Here is a 24,923-nt window from a genome sequence, read left to right as displayed (position 1 = left end):
GAAACATTTGTAGCTGACGTTTCACTTTCGCTACAAGAAACATTTGTAGCTGACGTTTCACTTTCGCTACAAGAAACATTTGTAGCTGACGTTTCACTTTCGCTACAAGAAACATCTGTAGCTGACGTTTCGCTTTTACTACAAAAAAAACTTGCTGGATGAAGATATAGAAGGAACACCCATCAACCCCTTTAACTTGAGGTTGATGGGTGTTTTTTCTGTATATCCCAACAGTCCATTAGCTTTTCAATGAATGATTCTATTTCATCTACAGGTATACTTCCAAAACCTAGTAAAAATTGAGCTTGTGAGGGTGTGGAGTGATCCAGGCGATAATCAGATAGTGGATAGATTTTGATTTCCGCATTGGAGGCAAGCTGCTGTAATTGCTTTTCAGACAAAGCATGCTGTACATCAAGTAAAATATGCATGCCTGCTTGCTCGCCAGTAATTTTAATTTGATTAGAATAGTTTTCTAAAATAGAAGTGAGTTTTTCATGCTTTTTTCGATAAACCTTCCTCATTCGATTTAAATGCTTTGCAAAGTGACCATCACGCATAAAATTAGCTACGATGTGTTGATCGAAACGAGGTACTGTTGATGAATAGTAATTAAATACATCATTATAAGTAGTAAGTAATTTTGGCGGAAGTACAAAATAAGCAACACGCAAAGATGGCATTAAGGATTTTGTAAAGGTACTCATATAAATGACTTTATCATTTCGATCTAATGCATGAAGTGCAGGAATTGGTTTTCCAGTATAACGAAATTCGGAATCGTAATCATCTTCAATAATGTATCGAGTGGAGCTTTGTGCGGCCCAATTTAAAGCCTGTGCACGTCTTGTTGCTGATAATACGGCTCCTGTTGGGAATTGATGTGATGGCGTTATATAAACAACGTTGGCACTAGTTTTTTCGAGCTCATGAATAACAATTCCTTCATCATCGACCGCAATTGGATAGACTTTTCGTTTATGCTGTGAAAACATACGATGTACAGCTGGATAGCCTGGGTTTTCAAGTGCAAAGCAAGTTTCGTCCCCAAAGAGGCGCAATATCATTGGTAGAAGCTGTTCTGTTCCTGAGCCGATGACAATTTGCTTGGGACTACAAACAACCCCGCGTGATTGAAATAAATAATTAGCAATCTCCGTTCGTAAAGATAGTTCTCCCTGAGGCTCACCCGTTAATAATAATTCCTTTGAGGCATCATCAAAGAGCTCTTTCGCATATTTCCGCCATGTTTGAAATGGGAAGGCATCGATATCAATAGAACCAGGATTAAAATCTATCTTGTACGATTTTTTCTTAGGTTGTTCGTGTAAAGAAGCTATTGTGTCTTGCTGAATATACGGAAGTTCGTCAATTTCCTCTACAAAATAACCAACGCGGGATTTAGACATAATATAGCCTTCTGCAAGTAACTGTGCATACGCAATTTCAATTGTTGTTTGAGAAATATTCAAAAAATCGGCTAATTTTCTTTTTGATGGTAATTTTTCTCCTACTGCTATTTTCTTTGTAATAATAGCTTCTTTAATGCCGCTATAAAGCTGGTCATAGAGCGGTTTTTCACCATTTTTTTCTAGCTGAAATAATAGCATGTCCATGTTCTTTCACTCTCCTGACCCTATGATTATTTTGTAAACTGGATATTTTTATATGGTCAATTTCTATTATACTAAATTTCATCAAACAGGTGGAGGTTAGAAATCATGAAACAAACAGGTACAGAGTTAGTAAAACGTGGTATGGCGGAGATGCAAAAGGGTGGCGTCATTATGGATGTTATTAATGCAGAGCAGGCGAAAATTGCAGAAGCGGCAGGAGCTGTAGCTGTCATGGCATTAGAACGAGTACCTTCAGATATTCGTAAGGCGGGTGGAGTTGCACGCATGGCAGATCCTCGTATTGTCGAGGAGGTAATGGGGGCTGTATCTATTCCGGTAATGGCTAAAGCACGCATTGGACATATCGTTGAAGCAAGAGTTTTAGAAGCAATGGGCGTTGATTATATTGATGAAAGCGAAGTATTAACTCCAGCGGATGAGGAGTTTCATTTATTAAAAAGTGATTACACAGTGCCATTTGTTTGTGGCTGCCGTGATTTGGGAGAAGCAGCGCGACGCATTGGCGAGGGGGCTTCCATGCTACGAACTAAGGGTGAACCAGGTACAGGTAATATTGTAGAGGCTGTTCGCCATATTCGTAAGGTGAATGCACAAGTACGTAAAGTAGTTGGTATGACAGAGGACGAATTAATGACAGAGGCTAAATTACTTGGTGCTCCTTTTGAGTTATTAAGAGAAATTAAGCGTCTTGGCCGTTTACCTGTCGTTAATTTTGCAGCAGGTGGAGTTGCTACGCCAGCTGATGCAGCATTAATGATGGAGCTTGGAGCGGACGGTGTATTCGTTGGTTCTGGTATTTTTAAATCAGAAAACCCAGAGAAATTTGCTCGTGCAATTGTTGAAGCTACAACGCATTATAAGGACTATAAGCTAATTGCTGAAATTTCAAAAGAGTTAGGTGTTCCGATGAAAGGCATCGATATTGCACAGCTTAGTCAAAATGAGCGTATGCAGGAGCGAGGCTGGTAAGATGAAGCGAATCGGTGTTTTAGCATTACAGGGAGCGGTGCGAGAGCATGTACAAATGTTAGAATCACTTGGATGTGAAGCTGTCTTAGTAAAACAAAGTGCGGATTTAGAGCAGCTTGATGGACTTGTCTTGCCTGGTGGAGAAAGTACAACAATGCGAAAATTACTGAATCGATATGAGCTATTGGAACCAATTCGCACACTTGCGAAACAAGGGCTACCGATGTTTGGAACATGTGCAGGATTGATTTTATTAGCAAAGGACTTAGTGGATTATGAATCACATTTAGCAGTAATGGACGTGGTAGTTGCACGGAATTCTTATGGACGTCAAGTAGATAGCTTTGAAGTGAAGCTCGACATACCTGAAATAGGACCTGCCATTCCGGCTGTCTTTATACGCGCGCCACATATTGTTTCTGTAGGTGAAGGTGTTAAAGTTTTAGCCGAGCATGACGGGAAAATCGTGTTAGCAAAAGACGGTCATTTATTAGGTTGTTCCTTCCATCCTGAATTAACGGAAGATACACGTATTCTAGAATATTTTGTATCTTTTATGGTATGACTTGCAAAATCTCAATTCATATAGTACAGTATGGATAAAATTTAAATAACTTAACACGATGATGGGAAGTAGTAACAAGCACGTTTTTTTTAGAGAGTCAGCGGGTGGTGGAAGCTGATAAAAGCACTTGTGAATCCGTCCTGGAGTTGCGCAGTCGAAGTGAATGAAGTAGGCTGTCGCCGGCTGAAATGCCGTTATGAAATAAGTGGATTAGACAAAGTACAAAGTGTCTAGTCAATTAGGGTGGCAACGCGGGTAGCTCTCGTCCCTTTTTTGGGGATGAGGGCTTTTTTGTGTTTTTACTAACTATTTTCCCATCATTAAGAATCTACTGGAGGTATGACGATGTTAGATATTAAACGCGTGCGCGACAATTTCGCGGAAATTAAAGAAATGCTATTAACACGTAATGAGGATTTAGGAAACTTAGACGATTTTGAACAATTAGATGCAAAGCGTCGTGAATTAATTGCAAAAACGGAAGAGCTTAAAGCTGAGCGCAATAAAGTATCTGAGCAAATTTCTATTATGAAGCGTAATAAAGAAAATGCGGATGAAGTTATTGCTCGTATGCGTCAGGTTGGCGATGAAATTAAAGAGTTAGATGTCCAATTAAATGATGTAGAAGATCGCTTTAAAGATATGATGATGCGTTTACCAAACGTTCCACATGAATCTGTACCTGTTGGCACAACAGAGGATGATAATGTAGAGGAATATACTTGGGGTGAGGTGCCAACATTTGATTTCGACATTAAAGCACACTGGGATATCGCTACGGACTTACAAATTGTTGACTTTGAACGTGGTGCAAAAGTGACAGGTAGTCGTTTCTTATTCTATCGTGGTCTTGGCGCTCGTTTAGAACGTGCATTAATGACGTTTATGATGGACTTACATGCAGAAGAGCATGGCTATGAAGAAATGCTACCACCTGTAATTGTTAACCGTGATAGCTTAACTGGTACAGGACAACTTCCTAAATTTGAAGAAGATGTTTTTAAATTAGATGACACAGATTATTTCATGATTCCAACAGCAGAAGTACCTGTAACAAACTTCTACCGTGATGAAATTTTACCTGTTGAAGCATTACCACAAGGCTTTGCAGCATATAGTGCTTGCTTCCGTTCAGAGGCAGGATCTGCGGGTCGTGATACACGTGGTTTAATTCGCCAACATCAATTCAACAAAGTAGAATTAGTTCGCTTTGTAAAACCAGAAGAATCTTATGAGCAGCTAGAATTATTAACAGGTCATGCTGAAAAAGTACTGCAATTATTAGGGTTACCATACCGTAAATTAAAAATGTGTACAGCTGATTTAGGCTTTACTGCAGCGAAAAAATATGATTTAGAGGTTTGGATTCCTGCTCAAAACATGTACCGTGAAATCTCTTCTTGCTCTAACTTTGAAGATTTCCAAGCACGTCGAGCAAATATTCGCTTCCGCCGTGAGCCAAATGCTAAACCAGAGTACGTACACACATTAAACGGCTCAGGTCTTGCAATCGGTCGTACAGTAGCAGCAATCCTAGAAAATTATCAGCAAGCTGATGGTAGCGTAGTGATTCCTGAAGTATTAAGACCGTATATGGGCGGAAAAGAAGTAATTGCTCCAAAATAAACTGAGTCGAAAGCGAAGCGGGCTGGAGTGAAAAGAAAAAACTACTGTTGAAAATCTAATCTCAACAGTAGTTTTTCTTTTTTTAAAGTAGGTTAGCGAGGGCGAACTCGATGTTTCACAGAGAAATTATGTTCATTAGAAAGTAAGTAAATAATGCCCTCAATAAAGGCTATAAAAGCTGGGATATATGTCCAAAAGAAGATTAGATACAATATACCTTGTCCAATTTTTCCTAAGTAAAATTTATGGATTCCGATTCCACCTAAAAAGATAGCAAGTACCCCTGCAACCGTTTTATTTTTTATTGGCCAAGAAGGGTTGATGCCATCATACATAGGAGCTGAATGGTGGGGCTGTGTTTGATATACAGGCTGTGATTGCTGTTGATAGACTGGTTGCTGCACAATTTGCTGTTCTTTTTGGAAATTAAATTTTTCACCACAATATTTACATTGAGCTAATGTGACATCAGCCGCTGCACCACATTGCGGACATTCGATATTTTTCATGTCAATATCTCCTAATCAATGATATTTGTTTAATTTATATTTTCTGATGTATTGTTTTTAACTACACTGTAATTATTAACTATTGAATTGATTTAACTTGGGTACCGCAGTTATTACAAAATTTAGAAGTAACATCTAGTTCTTGTCCACATGAACAAACAGGCTTGTGTAAACTAATTCCACAAGAACAACAGAATTTTGATGATTCTTCGTTTTCACTCTGACAAGAATGACATGTAATGATCTGACGCGTTAAATTTTCACCACATAAGTTGCAAAATTTACTAGTAGATAAGATATTACCATGGCAAGAAGGGCATATTATATGTGTGATATTATTACCGGGCTGCTGTACTTGTTGATTCATCATCGTTATCATTCCTTGACCTACACCTAAGCCAACTCCACTAGATGCAAATAACCCAGCTACTCCATTTTCATTTGACGCAGCAGACTCATATATATCAAAGCTACGTTGTGTTACATAACGATTGTCACCCATAATTTCGAATTTGGCTTTATCTTGTAAAATTTGATTTATCTTATCGAAATCTTCCTCTGGGAAATTAATTGATTGAATATGGAAATGGGCCATTATAAAGCCGTACGTATTGAATTCTTCAGATATTTTTCCTTTTAAACTATTTGAAATATTATGAAGCTCTGTTGTTATTTCTAGTGCAGAGATTTTCTCATTAATAATTTTATTTGCAAGTTCAGTTTTTATGGATGTAATAAGAGAACCTTTAAAGTAATCTTGTACTTTTTCAAAACTAACAATATCATCTTTATTCATAGAGCCTATAACTTCTGTAAAGAACAATAAGTAGTCATCAAGGCGAAGAGCCAATTGTCCAAATGCTCGTATACGTAATTTTACAAAGTATTTTGGGTCAATTAGTTGGATAGGATCAGAGGTTCCCCAATATAAATCCAATTTTACCGAGAGATTTATAAAGTAGATTTCTGCTGAAAAAGGTGTATCCCCTCCATATGCAAAATTCACAACATGATGAAGTAATGGTAAGTTATTAGTTGATAAAACATGCGTGCCTGAATTAAACACATCACATATTTGTCCACCCTTCACAAAAATAGCCACTTGACCTTCATTGACAATAAGTGTAGTACCTAACACTAGCTTTTCAGTTGGATGTTTGTAAATTAACCAATCACGTGAGCGTAATCCATCAAACTTCACTCTATTAAGAATAGGTATTTAAATTTACCTCCCTATTTATTTACAATAAAATAAAAATATAACTAGTTATATTCTCCCTTTTGGGTTTATATATGTCAATATTTTATCTTCGTTCAGCAAAGGTTTTTGCAACGAAGCGACACGCCTAGCTTGTATAGCTAATCAACTTATATACATGGCACACGTTTTAGAAATCCCCATAATAAAACTTTTATGAGTTCCGAACTCCCAACCCAATGATGAAAAGTTTTTTAGCAGAAAAAAGAAGGTGTCCCAAGTATTTCTTGAGTCACCTTCTTTAATTAAAATTCTTCATTTTCAACAATTAATGCCTGTCGTGCCTTTTTCTCAGCCTTTTTTCGTTCACGTAAAGCTCGGAAAAAATCGGTTAAGATTTGTCCGCACTCCTCCGCTAAAATACCTTCCGTTACTTCACATTCATGGTTAAAGCGTGCATCGTTTAATAAACGGTAGAGTGAATCTACACAGCCTGCTTTTATATCTCTTGCACCATATACGACACGCGGCACACGTGATTGCAAAATTGCGCCTGCACACATCGGGCAAGGCTCTAGCGTCACATAGAGTGTTGTTTTTTCAAGGCGCCAGCTCCCTATTTTTTTACATGCCTCTTGTATAACCATTAGTTCAGCGTGAGTTGTCGCATTTTGCGTTGTTTCGCGTAAATTATGAGCTCTTGCAATAATTTCTCCATCGTAAACAAGTACAGCTCCTATAGGCACTTCTCCTAGTACAGCCGCTTTTTTTGCTTCTTCTAGTGCTTGTTTCATAAATAGACGATCTGTTTCAAAAATATCCACGAAATATCTCTCCTTATCATTTAGTGTATCTTGACTAATTGACAATTGCTACTTTAAACATTGACATTTCCAAAAGATTCATCTATATTCATATATGAACACATGCTCATATATATAAATAAAAATTGTTGGGGGTAAACTAATATGGATGAACTATTAAAAAATACGGAAATGCAAGGGGGGGATAACCAGCATTTAGACGAAGAGACATTATTCGTCGTGTCTCAAACATTCAAAGCATTAAGTGATCCGACAAGAATTCGCATTTTAAATTTATTGTGTACAGATGAACATTCAGTCAACGACATTGCTGAAATTTTAGATTTAGGTCAATCAACAGTTTCACACCAGTTACGTTTTTTGAAAAATTTGCGTTTAGTGAAATTTAGAAGAGAGGGTACGACCTTATATTATTCAACAGATGACGATCATATTATGAATTTATTGAAGCAAGCTATTGAGCATGCTGCACACAATTAGATTTAATGGAGGGATAAACCATGGGACATAATCATGATCACGGCCATGACCATACACATGGCGCAAATAAAAAAGTGTTAATAGTATCATTTATTATCATTACGAGTTATATGATTGTTGAAGCGATTGGCGGCTATGTAACAAATAGTTTGGCTCTTTTATCAGATGCAGGACATATGTTAAGTGACTCCATTTCCTTAGCGATCGCCTTACTTGCTTTTATGTTTGGTGAAAAGGTAGCAAGCTATAGTAAAACATACGGCTATAAACGATTTGAAATTTTAGCGGCGGTATTAAATGGTGTGACATTAATTTTAATTGCTTTATTCATTTTCTATGAGGCAATAGAACGCTTTGCAAATCCACCAGAAGTGGCAACAACAGGTATGCTAATTATTAGTACAATCGGTCTTTTGATAAATTTTTTGGTAGCTTGGATTATGATGCGTGGCAGTGATACAAAAGATAATTTAAATATGCGTGGAGCTTATTTACACGTCTTAAGTGATATGCTTGGTTCTGTAGGAGCTATCGTTGCCGCACTATTAATGATGTTCTTTGGCTGGGGCTGGGCTGATCCACTTGCGAGTGTTATTGTTGCAGCATTAGTATTAAGAAGCGGCTACTATGTAACGAAGGCTGCTGTCCATGTTCTCATGGAAGGAACACCTTCAAACGTTGACGTTGAAGAAATCATACAAACTATTGTACAAACAAATGGCGTTCAAAGTATTCATGATTTACACATTTGGACAATAACAAGTGGAGTAAATGCACTTTCCTGTCATGCAGTTGTTAATGAACAGTTAAAAATTGCGGATAGTGAGCATATATTACGGAAAATTGAACATAATCTTGAGCATAAGGGCATAAAGCATGTAACGATTCAATTGGAAACAGAAGCGCATAAGCATGATAAATCAATTTTATGTACAATAAAAAGTGAGCAGTCACATCATGATCATCATCATTAACTAACTCATAAAAAATTTTCTACTTTACATACCCTTCGTGGGTATGGTACTATGAATGTGAAATGGGAGGTGCATTCAATTGGAGGACAAAGTGGAAGAAGATATTTGTCATGCAGAAGGCACTACGTCACATCGAAAAAGCCATCATCCAGAACGCGTTAAAAAAGATTTAACGACTCGTTTAAATCGAGTTGAAGGTCAAATCCGAGGTATTAAAGGGATGATTGAAAAAGACGTATACTGTGATGATATTATTACGCAACTGTCTGCCACACAGTCTGCTTTAAATAGCGTAGCAAAAATATTATTAGAAGGCCATTTAAAGGGATGTGTAGTAGACCGCCTATCCGAAGGTGATGAAGCAGTGTTGGATGAATTAGTAGTAACCATTCAAAAATTAATGAAGAAGTAAAAGTTTTTTTAACTTCTTTCAGCAAATGTTTTTTGTAGCGAAAGCAGAGCGTCAGCTACAATTTTTTCTGTAGCGAAAGTAAAACGTCAGCTACAATTATTTTCTGTAGCGAAAGCAAAGCGTCAAGAATATAAATTAAAGGAGAGATATTTTATGCAAAACGTAACTTTAAACGTACAAGGAATGTCATGCGGACATTGTGTAAATTCAGTGGAAAAAAATGTTGGAGCTTTAGCTGGTGTTGAACAAGTAAAAGTAAACTTAGCTGATGGTTTAGTAGATGTAGCATTTGACGAAACACAAGTATCTCTAGACCAAATTAAGGAAACAATCGACGATCAAGGCTATGACGTTAAATAATAGAAGTAGGGTGCTCATGTAGCACTCTCTTATTTTCAATTTTACATACCCCCTGTTGGTATGTAGGGAGGAGAAATGATCATGAGTTCAGAAATGAAGGAAGCGAATTTGCAAATTACAGGTATGACATGTGCAGCCTGTGCCACTCGTATAGAAAAAGGTTTAAATAAAATGGATGGTGTAGAACAGGCGACAGTTAATGTAGCTCTTGAAAAGTCATCGATTAAATATGATTCGACAAAATTAAGTGAAGAGGACTTTGAAAAGAAAATTGAAGCTCTTGGCTATGGCGTCGTTAAACAAAAAACTGAATTTGATATTACAGGTATGACATGTGCAGCCTGTGCCACTCGTATAGAGAAAGGTTTAAACAAACTAACAGGTGTATCTTCTGCGAACGTAAACTTAGCGCTCGAAAAAGCAACTATTGAATTTAACCCATCTGAAGTGACAATCGCGGATATTATGGCAAGGATCGAAAAATTAGGATATGGAGCTCATCAAAAATCGGATGAGCAAGAAGCAGTAGATCATCGAGAAGAGGCCATCAAACAACAGAAGAATAAATTTATTTTTTCGGCCATTCTTTCATTACCATTACTTTGGACGATGGTAGGACACTTTTCATTTACATCATTTTTATATGTTCCTGAATTTTTAATGAATCCGTGGGTGCAAATGGTGTTGGCCACTCCCGTTCAATTTATCGTTGGGAAGCAATTTTATGTTGGGGCATACAAAGCTTTACGCAATGGTAGCGCCAATATGGATGTACTAGTAGTCTTGGGAACATCTGCGGCTTATTTTTATAGTGTCTATCAAGCAATTATTACCGTGGGATCAAATCATGTCCCGCACCTATATTTTGAAACGAGTGCCGTATTAATTACATTAATTTTGTTAGGAAAATTATTTGAAGCGAAAGCAAAAGGTCGCTCGTCTGAAGCAATCAAAAAATTAATGGGTCTTCAAGCCAAAACAGCAATCGTTGTCCGTGACGGTGTAGAAAAAGAAGTCCCGTTAGAAGAAGTAGTTATTGGCGACACAATTTTAGTAAAACCAGGTGAAAAAATTCCTGTTGATGGTGAAGTATTAGAAGGAACAACAGCTGTTGATGAATCGATGTTAACAGGAGAGAGTCTACCTATTGATAAAAAGCAAGGTGACCTATTATTCGGTTCAACAATTAATAAAAATGGCTTTATTAAAATGACAGCGACTAAAGTTGGTCGCGATACAGCTTTAGCTCAAATTATTAAAGTTGTAGAAGATGCACAAGGCTCAAAAGCGCCAATCCAACGCATGGCAGACCAAATTTCAGGCATATTTGTACCGATCGTTGTCGGCATTGCGATTGTATCGTTTTTAATTTGGATTATTTGGGTGCGACCAGGCGAATTTACGCCTGCACTCGAAGTATTAATTACAATCCTCGTTATCGCTTGTCCATGTGCGCTTGGATTAGCAACGCCAACATCTATTATGGCGGGCTCTGGTCGTGCGGCAGAATTTGGTATTTTATTTAAAGGTGGAGAGCATTTAGAGCAAACACAAAGCATCGATACAGTAGTTGTTGATAAAACTGGTACAGTGACACACGGCAAACCTGTATTAACGGATGTTGTATTAGCGGGGAATCAAGACGAGGCACGCTTTTTATCGTTAATTGGCGCAGCAGAGAAGCAATCCGAGCATCCGTTAGCAGAAGCAATCGTTCAAGGAATTGCTGATCGTGGTATTGAGCTAGGAGATGTTCAATTCTTTGAAGCAATACCAGGTTACGGTGTGCAAGCGACTGTATCTGGTCAAGGAGTTGTCATCGGTACTCGTAAATTGATGAAACAATATGGTATTCAAATTGATGATATTTTACCAACAATGGAGCAATTAGAGGAAAATGGTAAAACCGCAATGTTAGCTGCGATTAACGGTCAGTATGCGGGTCTAGTAGCAGTTGCAGATACAGTGAAAGAGACTTCAAGAGAGGCAGTTCAGCGTCTAAAAGAAATGGGCATCGATGTTATTATGATGACTGGTGATAATCAACGTACAGCACAAGCAATTGGAGCAGAAGTTGGTGTAAATCATGTCATTGCTGAAGTTCTTCCGGAAGGCAAAGCAGATGAAGTGAAAAAACTGCAAGCACAAGGTAAAAAAGTGGCGATGGTTGGCGATGGCATTAATGATGCGCCGGCACTTGCGACAGCTAATATTGGGATGGCGATTGGTACCGGTACTGACGTGGCTATGGAAGCAGCAGATATTACACTGATTCGTGGCGATTTAAACAGTATCGCGGATGCTATTATAATGAGTCGCAAAACAATGCGCAACATTAAGCAAAACTTATTCTGGGCATTTGCTTACAATTCATTAGGTATTCCAATTGCCGCAATTGGTTTACTAGCTCCTTGGGTAGCAGGTGCAGCGATGGCATTTAGTTCAGTATCTGTCGTTTTAAATGCACTGCGTTTACAGCGAGTTCAATTATAAGCGTAACGATAGATCCACTTCGGTGGGTCTTTTTTTTATCCTCTTTCAGCGGGGGATAAAACATCCACTGAAATAGAGGAACTCAGGCGAAGAACTTCACTTCCCGATTGTCGTTTCTTGTCATCTATTTTAATAGAGGAATAGCTAGATTCTGTTTTTCATTTCCTCGCTATGATACAATGAAAAGCACTGACTAAACAATCCATAGAACATAAAGGAGGAGCTTCTGGTGACAGTTCCATTTGTTACGGTAGAAGGTCCGATTGGTGTTGGTAAAACCTCTTTATCAAAAGAGCTTGCAGCGACATTTAATTACCATCTATTAAAAGAAATAGTAGACGAAAACCCTTTTCTAAATAAGTTTTATGAAAACATTGAGGAATGGAGCTTCCAAACGGAAATGTTCTTCCTTTGTAATCGTTATAAACAATTATCAGATATAAAAAGATTTCGTTTAACACATGAGAAACCTGTTGTAGCGGACTATCATATTTTTAAAAATTTAATATTTGCAAAACGTACATTAGCATCTACGGAGTATGATAAGTACGAAGAAATCTATAAAATATTAACGAAAGATATGCCTGTACCAAATGTAGTTATTTATTTACATGCTAGTGTGGAAACGTTGATGAAACGCATTGCGATGCGTGGTCGTGAATTTGAAAAAATGATTTCACAAGATTACATGGAACAACTTGTGGCAGATTATCATACCTTTATCGAGCATTTTGAGAAAATGCACCCCGAAATTCCCGTTATTCGATTTAATGGTGATCAGCTTGATTTTGTTAAAAATCCAGATGACTTGAAATATGTTTTACAAACAATAAAGGATACGTTACAACAAAGGAGTTTGCAACAATGAATTTGAGAGAGAAATATGATATTCCTCCACAAACAGTCATTACAATCGCTGGTACGGTTGGCGTAGGAAAATCAACGATGACAAAGGCGTTGGCAGAGGCGTTAAACTTCCGTACGTCATTTGAAAAGGTGGATACAAATCCGTACTTAGATAAGTTTTATGAGGATTTTGAAAAATGGAGCTTCCATTTACAAGTCTACTTTTTAGCGGAGCGCTTTAAGGAGCAGAAGCGTATTTTCGAGTATGGCGGTGGGTTTATTCAAGATCGTTCAATTTACGAAGATACAGGAATTTTTGCAAAGATGCACTATGACAAAGGTACAATGAGCCCAACAGATTACGAGACGTATACAAATTTATTTGATGCTATGGTGATGACACCATATTTCCCGCATCCAGATTTACTTGTTTATTTAGAAGGACCAATTGATTCTGTTATTGGACGTATTCAAGAGCGTGGTCGTACGATGGAGCAACAAACACCGAATGATTATTGGGTTGAAATGCATGAACGTTATGAAAGCTGGATTAATAACTTTAATTCATGCCCAGTTCTACGTTTAGATATTAATGATTATGATTTATTAAAAAATCCTGAAGCAATTGAATCAATTGTGAGCCGCATCAGTCATATGCTAAAACAAACAAGTCATTTGCGTAAATAGGAAATACACTATGTTTAAATTTTAATGTATAGTAAGGAAACTATCGCGTTCTGGCCGAAAGCGAAGCGGCAGGCACAAACAAGTCATTTACGTAAATAGAAGGTTAGATAAAGCTAATATTTCTAAAACAATAGGAAGCTAAATTTTGGAGTTCTAACTGAACGCGAAGCAGCAGGCCCAAGCAATTGAAGAAAATAAATGATCAAAAGACGTGAGACAATATGTAGCTTATTGTGTCACGTCTTTTATAATAGGAGGGATTATTATAAGAATAGCGGTGTATTGCGGTTCTTGCTTAGGCAAAAACCCAATTTATGCAGAGAAGGCAGCCGAATTAGGGACGGTATTAGCTCAAAATGGTCATGGTGTAGTTTACGGTGGTTCGAAAGCAGGACTGATGGGAAAAGTCGCAGATGCTGTATTAGCAGCTGGCGGAGAGGTAATCGGCGTGATGCCAACTCATTTACAGAAGCGGGAATTAGCGCATGCCTCGTTAACAGAAATTCATTTTGTTGAGTCTATGCATGTACGTAAAGCAAAAATGGTAGAGCTAGCAGATGCCTTTATAGCACTACCAGGTGGTGGCGGTACAATGGATGAATATTTTGAAGTGTTTACGTGGGCACAAATTGGACTACATGAAAAGCCGGCAATTTTATATAATGTAAATAACTTTTATGATGCGCTTTTACAACATTTTCAGAAAATGTTCGAGGAAGGTTTTATACGCGCTGAGCAAAAATCACTTATTCATGTAGTTTCTACATCGGAGGAAGTATTAAATCTTTTAAAAAAACATGGGTAATATGCCCATGTTTTTAATCTTCAAAAGCACTTCTTCTGTAAATTAATTTTTTTTATGTAAATTTTATACTCATTGCTGAAAGTTGTGGATGGCATTTGATGTATATAAGTCGGAACGGAAATCAACCACACGTTATGGTGATGATCCAATTTTAGTTTGCTAATAAAATGAATGAGGTGTATGTTATGCAGAAAATAGATAAACAAGTGACTGATGATTTAGTAGTGCTGGCAATTGAACGAAATATAGCCATTATCCGTTTTGACATGGAGCGTAAAGTTGCTTATGTAAATGAACTCTTTGCTAAAGCTTTAGGCTATAAAGTTGAAGAAATGATAGGAAAAGATCATAAAGATTTTTGTTTACCGGAATTTGCAAGTAGTATAAATTATGAAAAATTTTGGCGTAACTTAGCTGCGGGTAATAGCTATCAGGATAAAATCGAAAGAATGGATGCAAGTGGAAATAGAATTTGGCTTGAGGCTACCTATATGCCTGTCTTTGCTAATAATTCAAGAAAGGTTATTGGCGTATCGAAAATTGCAACTAATATTACTGAACGTCAAAATGAAATTGTTAATGTAGCTGATACATTAAAGGTCATGTCTGAAGAGCTTCATAGTCGATCAGAGGCTGGTATTCAAAATAACGAGGATTTACTGGCAACAGTTAAAGAGGTTTCGCAAGAGTCAGCCGAAAATGTTAGAAATCTTGCGCAGCTACAGAAGCAAGCTGAATCCATTAAAGGTATTGTAAAAACCATTCAAGAGATTGCGTCTCAAACAAATTTACTTGCATTGAATGCAGCTATTGAAGCAGCAAGAGCGGGTGAGTATGGTAGAGGCTTTGATGTTGTAGCAAAAGAGGTTAGAAAACTTTCCGTAAGGGTCGAGCAATCTATTTCAGAAGTAAAAGATAATGTTGAGGGCATAGAGCGAGAGATTGGGCAAGTCACGGAAAGCATTACACGTATAGCTAAAAAAGTAGAAAGAACAAATGGTCAAATTAATGTTACAACAAATGACTTTGCTGAAATTGCTACTGCAGCAGAGGCATTAGATGAACAATCGAAGCATTTTATGGAAATTATTTAAAATAATTTAACAGGCGTGTTGACCAGGAAAAAATTTTATTGAGCGATAAAAGGATTTTTAGGTTGCTATTTTGCTAATATATTCCCATTTTTAACTGATTGTAGCTTGTAGTGGAAAAATGATGAAAGAAATGTTTAATCAATACACCTGAAATAAAAATTGAGGCATAATATAACCCGCTTTTTCCTGTATGTAATTACTCCTAAAAGTAACATGATTAAAAGTTTTATTTACATAATTTTTAATTTTCTGATATATATTGAAATAGTGGATGAATTTTATTTACAATAATTGTGTAAGGCTTTCATAAATCATAATAGGGGTGTTATAGATGACAAAGGTGGGAGTAAGTTTTAAGCATTTACCGACGACTGCGGTTTCGGATGCGACAGGAGGACACACAAATTTACACAGTAGTATTAAACCATTAGCCGATCATTACAAAATTGCTGGGCGTGCGGTAACGGTACGTTTACCAGATGGCGAAAACGGTGCGGTATTGGAAGCCATTCGAGTTGCTAGTGAAGGTGATATTTTAGTAATTGATGCTAAAGGGAATACCAATCGTGCTGTTGCCGGTGATTTTGTTCTCTCGTTAGCGAAAGGGATTGGTGTACAGGGCTTTGTCGTAGATGGTGTTATACGTGATATTGCAGCTATTCGTGAGCTAGATTTCCCTGTATTTTCTCGGGGTACTACGGTAGCAGCTGGCAATAAAAACGGAGGTGGCAAAGTAAATGTTCCTATTGCTATTGGCGGTGTTACTGTCCATCCTGGTGATTATATTATGGGGGATGTGGACGGTGTTGTTGTCGTGCCTCAGGATGATGCAGAGCGTATTGTTGCAGCTGCTGAGGCAAAAATCCAAAAGGATGAAATACGTGCACAAGAAGCACACGTAAATGGAAAAGAATCAATTATTGCTTATTTAGATAAAGTATTAGCTTCTTCCCGTTAATGTTTTTTGTAGCGAAAGCAAAGCGTCAGCTACAAATGTTTTTTGTACCGAAAGCATAGCGACAGGTACAGAAGTCTCCCACCGCTATAGGTGGTGAGGTGGATGCGGATTTAAGATACTTTTCAGCGGGTTTCCAAACATCCCTTGAAAGAAATTAAAGCCTCCGGACACAATTATGCCTCAACAAATCAAAGTAAAAAAACCTCACGATGCCATCCACATCGTGAGGTTTTTTAAAATTATTATGCTAAGTTTTCGTTATCTTTAAAGTAATTTTTCATTTTTTCTGTATCGAAACGGCCTTCCCATTTCGCCATTACTAATGACGCAAGTGAGTTACCAATTACGTTAACGACTGTACGTCCCATATCAAGGATACGGTCGATACCTGCAATGAATGCTAAACCTTCAACTGGAATGCCGACAGTACCTAAAGTCGCTAGAAGTACAACGAAAGATACCCCTGGAACACCTGCAATCCCTTTAGATGTAACCATTAATACAAGCATTAATGTAATTTGTTCACTAATGCTTAAGTGAATACCGTACATTTGAGCAATAAATAATGCTGCAATAGCTTGATACAGTGTTGAACCATCTAAGTTAAAGGAGTAACCAGTTGGAATAACAAAGGATACGATATCCTTTGGAGCACCTAATTTCTCCATTTTCTGCATAATACGTGGTAATACAGCTTCAGAACTTGCTGTTGAGAACGCTAAAATTAGCTCATCTTTTAGTACTTTAATTAAAAACATAATTCTGATACCCGTGAATCTTGCCACAAGACCAAGAACGACAAAGATAAAGAATATCATTGTTGCATAAACAAGTACAGCAAGTTTACCAAGTGGTATTAGTGAAGCGAACCCATATTTGGAAACGGTTACACCGATTAAACCAAAAACCCCAATTGGAGCGAATTTCATTACGAGGTTAGTTACCCAGAACATAGCATCTGCTACCCCTTGGAAGAAGTCTAATACTGGTTTGCCTCGTTCGCCAATTGCAGCAACCCCTAAACCGAAAATAACAGAGAAGAAGATGATAGCAAGCATATTACCTTCAGCCATTGCCTGAACGATATTTGTCGGTACAATGCTGACAATAATATCAAATGGTCCTTCGTGCTTTACTTCTTCTGTAGTTGCAACGTATTTCGAAATATCTCCTTGAGAGAGCTCGTCCATATTTACACCAGCGCCTGGCTGGAATATGTTTGCGGAAAGTAAACCAACTACAATTGCTACTGTTGTAATAATTTCAAAGTAAAGTAGTGATTTCCCGCCTAATCGTCCAAGCTGTTTCATGTCACCAGTTCCAGCAACACCAACGATTAAAGTCGAAATAATAATCGGTACAACAATCATCTTAATTAGATGAAGAAAAATATCCCCTAAAGGTTGTAAATATGTTTCAACTTTGGGGTTTCCGTAAAAGATACCGCCAATAATAATACCTAAAGTCAAACCGATTAAAATTTGAGTGGCTAGACTGATTTTAAATTTCTTCTTCAAACCCTTTGTACCCCCTAATATTAAATTTTTAGGACTTGCCTTACTTTAATACTACGGAGGACTTATGAAATCCGACAAAATCCGAGAAAATTAATTTAATTTTGTTAAAATGTCTGAATATAATACCTGAATAAATTTCTTAATATTTACTTTCGCTTTTCGATTTTGATGATCTTCTATTTGAGTCATAAGCTGACGAATCTCTTTAAAGTCAAAGTAGCGAGGTGCATAGTATTCGAATTCAGAGTTTGTATAATCAACGACACCTAAATTAGCAAGGTTTATCATTGCTGCTAATATAGTACGACGCACACGCTGTTCAATGGCTTTACTTTCCTTCAAAATATCATCTGGAGTAGCCTTTGTAACAGCAGCAATTTCCTCATATAACTCCTTTAATGGAGGAAGAGGGGCAATCTTGTGCTGATGGGCAAGCAATGTTTCGATGATAGCAATAATGTCCTCGCTTCCGATTTCGCCAACGATACCCATATCATTTAAGGTGGATTGAATATGATCTCGTGAAGTTGCTTTATGATTTATTTGTTCACTTAGATCGATGCTTGTAAGTGATTGGCGAATAACTAGCAAAGAGTTTTTTAGGCGAAATTGTTCCGTTGTCTTACGTAAAACATTCTCCACCTCAATCCGGTTTATAGGCTTATGAATAAAGAAATCTATGCCTTGCTCATATGCCTCACCGACCATCTCCTTATTCACTACCTGAGAAATCATGACAAATTGTCCCTCAAAACGATTTTGCATAAGATGCTCGACTGTTGCTATCCCATCAAGCTTAGGCATAAGCAAATCGATAAGCACAAACTCTGGCTGTGTCATTAAAATTTGTGGAATGGCATCCTCTCCATTGCGTGCTTCGCCAATAACTATACCTAAACCACTATCTTCAATAATTTGTTTTAACATGACTCGACTAGCACGATCATCATCAACAATAAAATATCTCATTTAAGTCTCTCCCGTTAGAATAGTTTGCGTAGGAACTGTAATTTTAAACATCGTGTTTTGATTGTTTGATTCAACGGATATTGAGCCATTTAATTTATTAATTAATTCAGCAACATGTGAAAGCCCAATGCCAGTTGCTGCGACACCGTCCACATTGTATTTCGTCGTGTATCCAGGTTCAAAAATAATGGAGAGATCACTTTGTGAAATACCCTTTCCGTTATCACATACTGTTATTACAGTATCATCCTGTTGCTGCTCAATAGCAATAGAAATGAAACCCTGTTCTTCAATTGCTTCTATGGCATTAGCTGTTAAATTATTCAAAAGTGCAAGCAATGCAATATGCTCTTTCGTTTGAAAATCGGCGTCTATATTTATTTTAAACTCAATGTTTTTTCCGAGTAATTCAGCATATTTACTGTTACCGTCTTCGATATAATGTAATAATTCTGACAACCTAAGGGTACCAAAACTCTTCTCACCAACAATTTTAGAGATACCTGCATAAATACGTTGTGAGTCTTTCTTTACTTCATGGATTTCCTGGGCAATATGGAGTGCCTGTAAACTTTCCGCACGATTGCCTAGCGACTTTAATTGTCGATATAAATCAAACCCACTGGCTGTAATTGTTTCGATATGGTTCATAGATTTTTTTAAATAAAGTGCCTCAACATATAAATCTGATCCGATAGTAAGCATTTCCTGAACACGTTTTTTTTGTTCAGCAATTAAAATAGAACTATAAATACCAACTACAAAAAAGCTACGCAATAAAGCAACTGCTAATAGTATAAGTAAATCATGAAGGAATAAAAAAGTATAAGAATGAACGAAAAAACGAAATAGCTGTTCTACTAAATTACTGAAGACTTCACTAAATGCAACTAATAATCCTAGCATTAGTGGTTTTTCTCTATATTGATGAATGCTTAGAATTTGTAGGCATATTGCAAACAATACATAGAATGCAGCTGCGGGTAGATGTGTAAGTAAACTATCTTTTAATGGAATATCGTGTAAAGAGTAATTAATGATAACTCGAAAAACTATTGTCACGATACTTGTCATAAATCCAGCCAAAATTATAGGTGTAGGTCTAAGTAGTGTACATAAAAAGAAAATAATACTTCCTAATCCAAAGCGAAAAGGTGTATCAGCGAAAGGCATTATTTTAATCTCACTACCGATTGCAGTTAATAAAGCAATTATAATAATCCAAGTGAGGGAATTACGAGTTATAAAAATTTTCGATTGCATTAAAAAATCCTCCCTAATCAATTTTAATAGAGCGGTATAGTAAAGAAAAGATTTTATAAAAAAAGCATGTATCATTCGGCAACGCTATGAACGAATGCTTTAACTGTTGAAGGAGAACTTGAAATTTGAATCTTTTCAACAATAATGCTTTTGATTAAGCTTAACTATTAAAACAATATTTTTCGTAACAAATAAAAAAATACCACAACCTAAGTGGAAGTGGTATCAAGTAAGTGTTACATATAATTTTTTTTGGCAAAAAAAAACGGCTACATTCGTAGTCGGAATTTTAAAAATGGAGGAGGTAGAGGGATTCGAACCCCCGCGCGGTGTTACCCGCCTGTCGGTTTTCAAGACCGATCCCTTCAGCCAGACTTGGGTATACCTCCATACTATATAGTACTGCATGTCTTTTCGACAAAACTTAATTTATCATGTTTTTAAATCCACGTCAACATATTTTTATGTTTTTTATAAAAATTGTTTATTTACATTGCAGATAGATTATTCCACATAAATATTGTGTGTATTAAGTTGCAATTTATGAAAACAGTCAGTATACTAGTTATTGCCGTGCTAGGTGGGAAGGTAGCGGTGTCCTGTAACTCGCAATCCGCTCTAGCGAGACTGAATTCCTTTTTCGAGGCTGTCCGTATTGTTTGGTCTGCCTTTTGCACGTAGTGTTGACGATTGGGTCCTGCGCAATGGATACCCATGAACCATGTCAGGTCCGGAAGGAAGCAGCATTAAGTGGTCTTATTCATGTGCCGCGGGGTTGCCTAATCTGAGCTAACGACAAGAGTAACGCTTATGTGCGGCTGTCGAAGAAAGGTGCACGGCATTAAATTGCCAATTCATACGCATCCGTCTACAATAGGCGGATGCGTTTTTTTTATTAGTTTATATTTTATATAGAGGTAAATGCTCGACAACCTTGCTAAAACCTGGCTTGGTAGTCAGTCAGCAGAAAGGGAGGGGCAGTCTCTAGAACTTTTGAGGAAGGTACACATTGTGTCTCACCCCAACATTTGATGTAGAGCTGTAGTGTTATAAGAGAATCGTCTCAAATTTCTAAAAAAACAGTGTCACTATTTTATAAATAATATGGCAAATGCTATAATAGAACTATTCTATATAATGAAGAAGAGGAGAGGAAATCATTGACGTATCAAGCATTTTACCGTGTGTATCGACCGCAATCATTTCGAGAAATGTCTGGCCAAGCACATGTCAAAAGAACGCTACAAAATGCTCTCCTAGCGAATAAAACAACACATGCTTATTTGTTTTCTGGCCCACGTGGTACGGGGAAAACAAGTACAGCTAAAATTTTTGCAAAAGCTTTAAATTGTGAGCATGCACCATCAAGCGAGCCTTGTAATGAATGTGCTACTTGTTTAAGTATTACAGACGGATCACACCCAGATGTTATTGAATTTGACGCGGCGTCTAATTCTCGCGTTGAAGAAATACGAGACATCATAGAGAAAGTTCGATTTGCTCCTGCAAGTAGCAGATATAAAGTGTATATCATTGATGAAGTACATATGCTTTCCACAAGTGCTTTCAATGCCCTTTTAAAGACATTAGAAGAACCACCTTCTCATGCTGTATTTATTTTAGCAACGACAGAGCCTCACAAATTGCCTGCAACGATTATTTCACGTTGCCAGCGTTTTGATTTTAAGCGTCTTTCGACCAACGATATTATTGAGCGCATGAAAGTTGTATTAGAGGATATTGAGTTGCCATATGAGGAACAAGGTCTGAAGGTAATCGCACAATCAGCAGCTGGTGGTATGCGTGATGCTTTAAGCTTATTAGATCAGGTCGTATCCTTCAGCGGAGAAAAACTAAAGCTTGAGGATGCATTACTTGTTACTGGTTCCATCAGCCAGGAAGTGTTCTATGAATTAGCAGAAGCTCTAAAAGTAAAAGATGTCGCGCAAATGCTAGCGCTATTAGAACAACTTATTGCCGATGGAAAAGACCCTCTTCGCCTTTCAGAGGACCTGATTACATTTTTCCGAGACTTATTATTACTGCAAACAAGTGATGATTTGGCTGAATTATTAGAGTTAGTGTCTCCAGAGGAGCGAGTGTTTACATTAGCGCATGATTTTGCACCGGATTTGTTATATGGCTACATTGATATTTTAGCGAAAACACAACAAGAAATGCGGTTCTCCCACCATACAAAGATTTACTTAGAAACGGCGCTACTTAAAATGGTGCAGTTTTCGGGTGGGGTAGTTAGTCAAACTGCCACTTCTGGTGAGGCAGTTATGAGTCCTGAGCTCGCTCGAAAGATCGTGGCACTTGAGCAAATGGTGCAACAACTATCAGCGCAATTACAAGCTGGTGGTCCAATGCAAACGACACAGGCGCCAAAAGAGCAACGTCCACGAGCTAAAAGTCCGAATGGCTATAAAGCACCAACAGGTCGTATTCAAGAGGTGCTAAAGGATGCAACAAAACAAGATGTGCAACGTATTAAATCGGTTTGGGCACAAGCGTTAAGCCAAATGCAAAAATCTCAGTCCGCTCTTTTAGCAGAAGCTGAACCTGTTGCGGCATCTTCAAGTGCTTTTGTGTTAAAATTCAAGTATGATATTCATTGTCAAATGGTTGCTGATAATCAATCCCTAAAAGCTCAATTCACACAATTAATTGCAGGGCAAACCGGTACTACGTACGAAATGCTTTGTACGCCTGAAGAGACCTGGTTAAAATTACGTGAAGAGTTTATTCGTGATCATGGCATGCAGCAGCAAAAAAAATCTCAGGATGAGTCCGGTCATGAAGTGGAATTATTAGAACCACCGGCAGAAGAGCCGTTTATCGACGATGCTCAACCACTTGCTTCACAAGATCCACTTGTGACGGAAGCGGAAAAGCTATTTGGTAAAGATTTTATTGAAATTGTTGAAGATTAATCATTTAGGAGGAATACGTTTATGCGTGGAATGGGAAATATGCAAGGTATGATGAAAAAAATGCAAAAAATGCAAAAGGAAATGATGGAAGCTCAAGAGGCTTTAAATGCAGAGCAATTTGAAGGCGCAGCTGGTGGCGGTATGGTGAAAGTATCTGTAACTGGTCAACGTGAAGTCGTAGAAGTAAATCTTGATCCATCAGTAGTAGATCCAGATGATATCGAAATGCTACAAGATTTAATTGTTATTGCTACAAATGAAGCATTGAAAAAAGTAGATGAAAAAACAAATGCAACAATGGGTAAATTCACTCAGGGCATGAACCTTCCATTCTAGGAGGTAAATAAATGTACTACCCAGAACCAATATCGAAACTAATTGATAGCTTTATGAAATTGCCAGGTATCGGGCCGAAAACCGCGGCCCGTCTGGCGTTTTTTGTATTAACAATGAAAGAGGATGACGTTTTATCCTTTTCCAAAGCATTAATTGATGCTAAACGAAATTTAAGCTACTGCTCCGTATGTGGCAACATAACTGATGTAGATCCATGCCATATCTGTACCGACAAACAACGAAATCATTCTATTATTTGTGTTGTTCAAGATACAAAAGATGTGATTGCAATGGAGAAAATGCGTGATTTCAATGGTATGTATCACGTATTACAGGGAGCTATTTCACCTATGGATGGTATTGGTCCAGAGGATATTAATGTCGCTTCACTGCTAGTTCGTTTACAAGATGAGACTGTTCAGGAGCTTATTTTAGCTACGAATTCAACTATCGAGGGTGAGGCAACGGCTATGTATATTTCTCGTCTAGTGAAGCCATCGGGTATTCGAACAACACGTATTGCCCACGGACTACCAGTAGGTGGAGATTTAGAATATGCAGATGAAGTTACGTTGTCGAAGGCAATGGAAGGTCGCCGAGAATTGTGAGTGAGGGATTAATATGTTCTTCCGCAGTAAAGGGAAATTAAAAAAAGAATTCGATGACAAGCTTGTAAATCTTATAAAAGAAACAAAAGAGGATTTACAGCAGGCGAAGATAATTGAGGAATTAGTAGATGACTATGATTTAGAAGTAATTGCTCAACGAAAAGCAACTGAGAGTATACATTATTATTTATTCAAGGAAGCTAGAATTCGGAGAGTATTAATTAAATAATAGTTTTTCAACTTATTTTAGCGGGTGTCCAAACATCCGCTGAAATAGAGGAACTCAGGACGTAATTATGCCGAGGTATAATTGATATTCATAGAAGCAAAACAGTAAACATAAACTTTCGTAATTATATTCTTAAGGGGGAAACCATGTGTCGTGGTTCGTAATTATGAGTTTTTGTGTGCCTGTAGTGCTTCTTTTTCTTTATATAATAATAAGACATGCTAAAATGGGTAAAATATTAGAAGGAATGTCTGTGTTTTGGTTTAGATTTGCTTTTGCTTTTCTTCTATTATTCATTATTCATTTGGGTATAGGGTATGCCGGCTATAATGTACCCATTAATCTATTTTCTGTGTTAACAATTGCTATATTAGGTATTCCGGGTGTATTAGGAATAACTGCTTTAATATTATTTTTATAAAACACTTGCAATACAAAAATATTGTGGTATAGTAATAAGAGTCGCTAAGATAACTAGTGAAAAACAAATGAATTAAAGAAATAATTTAGTTGTTGACATCTAGTTGAAGGCGTGATATTATATAAGAGTTGCTGTTGCGAAACGGTAACGAGATGAACCTTGAAAACTGAACAAGCAAAACGTAATCAATAAAGTTTTTAGTAGCTA

At 37.4% G+C, this 24,923-nt stretch carries 25 protein-coding genes, 1 tRNA gene, 1 other RNA gene, 1 pseudogene and 1 other annotated feature; of the genes and pseudogenes, 20 read left to right on the top strand and 8 right to left on the bottom strand.

Annotation, left to right across the window (positions count from 1 at the left end):
- Window positions 1-191 precede the first annotated feature (191 nt).
- Window positions 192-1,616 carry a MocR-like pyridoxine biosynthesis transcription factor PdxR gene (gene pdxR / locus QRN68_RS16735; protein ID WP_285398045.1) on the bottom strand — a complete coding sequence of 475 codons (1,425 nt, stop codon included), beginning with the start codon at window positions 1,614-1,616 and terminating at the stop codon, window positions 192-194.
- Window positions 1,617-1,721: 105 nt separating this feature from the next.
- Here pdxR and pdxS point away from each other — a divergent pair, with 105 nt between their 5' ends.
- The 3 genes from pdxS to serS all read left to right on the top strand — a co-directional run bounded on the left by pdxS (window position 1,722) and on the right by serS (window position 4,797).
- Window positions 1,722-2,606 (top strand): pyridoxal 5'-phosphate synthase lyase subunit PdxS, encoded by an 885-nt coding sequence (pdxS, locus tag QRN68_RS16730; RefSeq protein ID WP_068986813.1) that lies wholly within the window; start codon window positions 1,722-1,724, stop codon window positions 2,604-2,606.
- Window position 2,607: 1 nt separating this feature from the next.
- Window positions 2,608-3,171 (top strand): pyridoxal 5'-phosphate synthase glutaminase subunit PdxT, encoded by a 564-nt coding sequence (pdxT, locus tag QRN68_RS16725; RefSeq protein WP_285398044.1) that lies wholly within the window; start codon window positions 2,608-2,610, stop codon window positions 3,169-3,171.
- A 49-nt stretch (window positions 3,172-3,220) separates the two neighbouring features.
- Window positions 3,221-3,444: a binding site (T-box leader), on the top strand.
- A 72-nt stretch (window positions 3,445-3,516) separates the two neighbouring features.
- Window positions 3,517-4,797 carry a serine--tRNA ligase gene (gene serS / locus QRN68_RS16720; protein ID WP_285398043.1) on the top strand — a complete coding sequence of 427 codons (1,281 nt, stop codon included), beginning with the start codon at window positions 3,517-3,519 and terminating at the stop codon, window positions 4,795-4,797.
- A 92-nt stretch (window positions 4,798-4,889) separates the two neighbouring features.
- Here the strand turns inward: serS and QRN68_RS16715 are convergent, their stop codons facing one another.
- The 3 genes from QRN68_RS16715 to tadA form a co-directional block, all read right to left on the bottom strand.
- Window positions 4,890-5,132, bottom strand: a complete 243-nt coding sequence (locus tag QRN68_RS16715) for a TM2 domain-containing protein (protein WP_285398047.1) — start codon at window positions 5,130-5,132, stop codon at window positions 4,890-4,892.
- A gap of 253 nt (window positions 5,133-5,385) precedes the next feature.
- Window positions 5,386-6,507 carry an SPFH domain-containing protein gene (locus QRN68_RS16710; RefSeq protein WP_285398042.1) on the bottom strand — a complete coding sequence of 374 codons (1,122 nt, stop codon included), beginning with the start codon at window positions 6,505-6,507 and terminating at the stop codon, window positions 5,386-5,388.
- A 302-nt stretch (window positions 6,508-6,809) separates the two neighbouring features.
- Window positions 6,810-7,328: a tRNA adenosine(34) deaminase TadA gene (gene tadA, locus QRN68_RS16705; protein ID WP_285398041.1), complete on the bottom strand. Its 519-nt coding sequence runs from the start codon at window positions 7,326-7,328 to the stop codon at window positions 6,810-6,812.
- A 144-nt stretch (window positions 7,329-7,472) separates the two neighbouring features.
- On the opposite strand from tadA, the gene QRN68_RS16700 reads away from it, so the two are divergent.
- The 11 genes and pseudogenes from QRN68_RS16700 (at window position 7,473) to QRN68_RS16655 (ending at window position 16,437) form a co-directional block, all read left to right on the top strand.
- Window positions 7,473-7,808, top strand: coding sequence for an ArsR/SmtB family transcription factor (locus tag QRN68_RS16700; protein WP_285398040.1), 336 nt, complete (start codon window positions 7,473-7,475; stop codon window positions 7,806-7,808).
- Between the two features lie 20 nt (window positions 7,809-7,828).
- Entirely contained in the window at window positions 7,829-8,782 is a 954-nt protein-coding gene (locus QRN68_RS16695) for a cation diffusion facilitator family transporter (protein ID WP_285398039.1), read from the top strand.
- A gap of 79 nt (window positions 8,783-8,861) precedes the next feature.
- The gene (locus QRN68_RS16690) at window positions 8,862-9,194 is read left to right on the top strand and encodes a metal-sensitive transcriptional regulator (RefSeq protein ID WP_285398038.1); all 333 of its coding nucleotides are present in this window, start codon (window positions 8,862-8,864) and stop codon (window positions 9,192-9,194) included.
- Window positions 9,195-9,347: 153 nt separating this feature from the next.
- Window positions 9,348-9,554: a copper chaperone CopZ gene (gene copZ, locus QRN68_RS16685; RefSeq protein ID WP_285398037.1), complete on the top strand. Its 207-nt coding sequence runs from the start codon at window positions 9,348-9,350 to the stop codon at window positions 9,552-9,554.
- 81 nt (window positions 9,555-9,635) lie between these two features.
- The gene (locus QRN68_RS16680) at window positions 9,636-12,047 is read left to right on the top strand and encodes a heavy metal translocating P-type ATPase (protein WP_285398036.1); all 2,412 of its coding nucleotides are present in this window, start codon (window positions 9,636-9,638) and stop codon (window positions 12,045-12,047) included.
- 229 nt (window positions 12,048-12,276) lie between these two features.
- Window positions 12,277-12,915: a deoxynucleoside kinase gene (locus QRN68_RS16675; protein WP_285398035.1), complete on the top strand. Its 639-nt coding sequence runs from the start codon at window positions 12,277-12,279 to the stop codon at window positions 12,913-12,915.
- Window positions 12,912-13,580, top strand: a complete 669-nt coding sequence (locus tag QRN68_RS16670) for a deoxynucleoside kinase (protein ID WP_285398034.1) — start codon at window positions 12,912-12,914, stop codon at window positions 13,578-13,580. The genes QRN68_RS16675 and QRN68_RS16670 overlap by 4 nt, the downstream gene beginning before the upstream one ends.
- A 211-nt stretch (window positions 13,581-13,791) precedes the next feature.
- Window positions 13,792-14,385 carry an LOG family protein gene (locus QRN68_RS16665; RefSeq protein ID WP_481817459.1) on the top strand — a complete coding sequence of 198 codons (594 nt, stop codon included), beginning with the start codon at window positions 13,792-13,794 and terminating at the stop codon, window positions 14,383-14,385.
- A gap of 167 nt (window positions 14,386-14,552) precedes the next feature.
- Window positions 14,553-14,942 (top strand): annotated as a pseudogene (locus tag QRN68_RS27100) (PAS domain S-box protein); the annotation flags it as partial.
- A 45-nt stretch (window positions 14,943-14,987) separates the two neighbouring features.
- Complete coding sequence (locus QRN68_RS27095) at window positions 14,988-15,479, top strand: methyl-accepting chemotaxis protein (protein WP_481817460.1); 492 nt, start codon at window positions 14,988-14,990, stop codon at window positions 15,477-15,479.
- 331 nt (window positions 15,480-15,810) lie between these two features.
- Window positions 15,811-16,437, top strand: coding sequence for an RraA family protein (locus QRN68_RS16655; RefSeq protein WP_285398032.1), 627 nt, complete (start codon window positions 15,811-15,813; stop codon window positions 16,435-16,437).
- Between the two features lie 242 nt (window positions 16,438-16,679).
- Here QRN68_RS16655 and QRN68_RS16650 read toward each other — a convergent pair whose 3' ends face one another.
- The 4 genes from QRN68_RS16650 to QRN68_RS16635 all read right to left on the bottom strand — a co-directional run bounded on the left by QRN68_RS16650 (window position 16,680) and on the right by QRN68_RS16635 (window position 20,575).
- The gene (locus QRN68_RS16650) at window positions 16,680-17,954 is read right to left on the bottom strand and encodes a cation:dicarboxylate symporter family transporter (RefSeq protein WP_285398031.1); all 1,275 of its coding nucleotides are present in this window, start codon (window positions 17,952-17,954) and stop codon (window positions 16,680-16,682) included.
- 90 nt (window positions 17,955-18,044) lie between these two features.
- Window positions 18,045-18,923: a response regulator gene (locus QRN68_RS16645; RefSeq protein WP_285398030.1), complete on the bottom strand. Its 879-nt coding sequence runs from the start codon at window positions 18,921-18,923 to the stop codon at window positions 18,045-18,047.
- Window positions 18,924-20,186, bottom strand: a complete 1,263-nt coding sequence (locus QRN68_RS16640) for an ATP-binding protein (RefSeq protein ID WP_285398029.1) — start codon at window positions 20,184-20,186, stop codon at window positions 18,924-18,926.
- A 296-nt stretch (window positions 20,187-20,482) separates the two neighbouring features.
- Window positions 20,483-20,575, bottom strand: a tRNA-Ser gene (locus QRN68_RS16635).
- A gap of 182 nt (window positions 20,576-20,757) precedes the next feature.
- Between QRN68_RS16635 and ffs the strand changes: the two genes are divergently transcribed.
- The 6 genes from ffs (at window position 20,758) to QRN68_RS16605 (ending at window position 24,716) form a co-directional block, all read left to right on the top strand.
- Window positions 20,758-21,025, top strand: an RNA gene (gene ffs, locus QRN68_RS16630) — signal recognition particle sRNA large type.
- A gap of 321 nt (window positions 21,026-21,346) precedes the next feature.
- Window positions 21,347-23,122 carry a DNA polymerase III subunit gamma/tau gene (gene dnaX / locus QRN68_RS16625; RefSeq protein ID WP_285398028.1) on the top strand — a complete coding sequence of 592 codons (1,776 nt, stop codon included), beginning with the start codon at window positions 21,347-21,349 and terminating at the stop codon, window positions 23,120-23,122.
- Window positions 23,123-23,143: 21 nt separating this feature from the next.
- A complete protein-coding gene (locus QRN68_RS16620; protein ID WP_079564086.1) occupies window positions 23,144-23,458 on the top strand; it encodes a YbaB/EbfC family nucleoid-associated protein in 315 nt (104 codons plus the stop codon).
- A gap of 11 nt (window positions 23,459-23,469) precedes the next feature.
- On the top strand, window positions 23,470-24,066 hold the full coding sequence (recR, locus tag QRN68_RS16615; protein ID WP_049662542.1) for a recombination mediator RecR: 597 nt from the start codon (window positions 23,470-23,472) through the stop codon (window positions 24,064-24,066).
- A gap of 13 nt (window positions 24,067-24,079) precedes the next feature.
- On the top strand, window positions 24,080-24,295 hold the full coding sequence (locus QRN68_RS16610) for a YaaL family protein (protein ID WP_285398027.1): 216 nt from the start codon (window positions 24,080-24,082) through the stop codon (window positions 24,293-24,295).
- A 148-nt stretch (window positions 24,296-24,443) separates the two neighbouring features.
- On the top strand, window positions 24,444-24,716 hold the full coding sequence (locus QRN68_RS16605; protein ID WP_285398026.1) for a pro-sigmaK processing inhibitor BofA family protein: 273 nt from the start codon (window positions 24,444-24,446) through the stop codon (window positions 24,714-24,716).
- The last annotated feature ends 207 nt before the right edge of the window (window positions 24,717-24,923 follow it).

Source organism: Lysinibacillus sp. fls2-241-R2A-57 (assembly GCF_030209535.1).
Taxonomy (GTDB): domain Bacteria; phylum Bacillota; class Bacilli; order Bacillales_A; family Planococcaceae; genus Lysinibacillus.
Note: the sequence above shows the minus strand (reverse complement) of the source record. Positions and strands in the feature narration are given on the sequence as shown.

Excerpts from the sequence above, each read along its gene's own strand:
- pdxR (WP_285398045.1), bottom strand. The coding sequence starts at position 1,616 with ATGGACATGCTATTATTTCAGCTAGAAAAAAATGGTGAAAAACCGCTC.
- pdxS (WP_068986813.1), top strand. The coding sequence starts at position 1,722 with ATGAAACAAACAGGTACAGAGTTAGTAAAACGTGGTATGGCGGAGATG.
- pdxT (WP_285398044.1), top strand. The coding sequence starts at position 2,608 with ATGAAGCGAATCGGTGTTTTAGCATTACAGGGAGCGGTGCGAGAGCAT.
- serS (WP_285398043.1), top strand. The coding sequence starts at position 3,517 with ATGTTAGATATTAAACGCGTGCGCGACAATTTCGCGGAAATTAAAGAA.
- QRN68_RS16715 (WP_285398047.1), bottom strand. The coding sequence starts at position 5,132 with ATGTATGATGGCATCAACCCTTCTTGGCCAATAAAAAATAAAACGGTT.
- QRN68_RS16700 (WP_285398040.1), top strand. The coding sequence starts at position 7,473 with ATGGATGAACTATTAAAAAATACGGAAATGCAAGGGGGGGATAACCAG.
- QRN68_RS16695 (WP_285398039.1), top strand. The coding sequence starts at position 7,829 with ATGGGACATAATCATGATCACGGCCATGACCATACACATGGCGCAAAT.
- copZ (WP_285398037.1), top strand. The coding sequence starts at position 9,348 with ATGCAAAACGTAACTTTAAACGTACAAGGAATGTCATGCGGACATTGT.
- QRN68_RS16680 (WP_285398036.1), top strand. The coding sequence starts at position 9,636 with ATGAGTTCAGAAATGAAGGAAGCGAATTTGCAAATTACAGGTATGACA.
- QRN68_RS16670 (WP_285398034.1), top strand. The coding sequence starts at position 12,912 with ATGAATTTGAGAGAGAAATATGATATTCCTCCACAAACAGTCATTACA.
- QRN68_RS27095 (WP_481817460.1), top strand. The coding sequence starts at position 14,988 with ATGTCTGAAGAGCTTCATAGTCGATCAGAGGCTGGTATTCAAAATAAC.
- QRN68_RS16655 (WP_285398032.1), top strand. The coding sequence starts at position 15,811 with ATGACAAAGGTGGGAGTAAGTTTTAAGCATTTACCGACGACTGCGGTT.
- QRN68_RS16645 (WP_285398030.1), bottom strand. The coding sequence starts at position 18,923 with ATGAGATATTTTATTGTTGATGATGATCGTGCTAGTCGAGTCATGTTA.
- QRN68_RS16640 (WP_285398029.1), bottom strand. The coding sequence starts at position 20,186 with ATGCAATCGAAAATTTTTATAACTCGTAATTCCCTCACTTGGATTATT.
- QRN68_RS16620 (WP_079564086.1), top strand. The coding sequence starts at position 23,144 with ATGCGTGGAATGGGAAATATGCAAGGTATGATGAAAAAAATGCAAAAA.
- recR (WP_049662542.1), top strand. The coding sequence starts at position 23,470 with ATGTACTACCCAGAACCAATATCGAAACTAATTGATAGCTTTATGAAA.
- QRN68_RS16610 (WP_285398027.1), top strand. The coding sequence starts at position 24,080 with ATGTTCTTCCGCAGTAAAGGGAAATTAAAAAAAGAATTCGATGACAAG.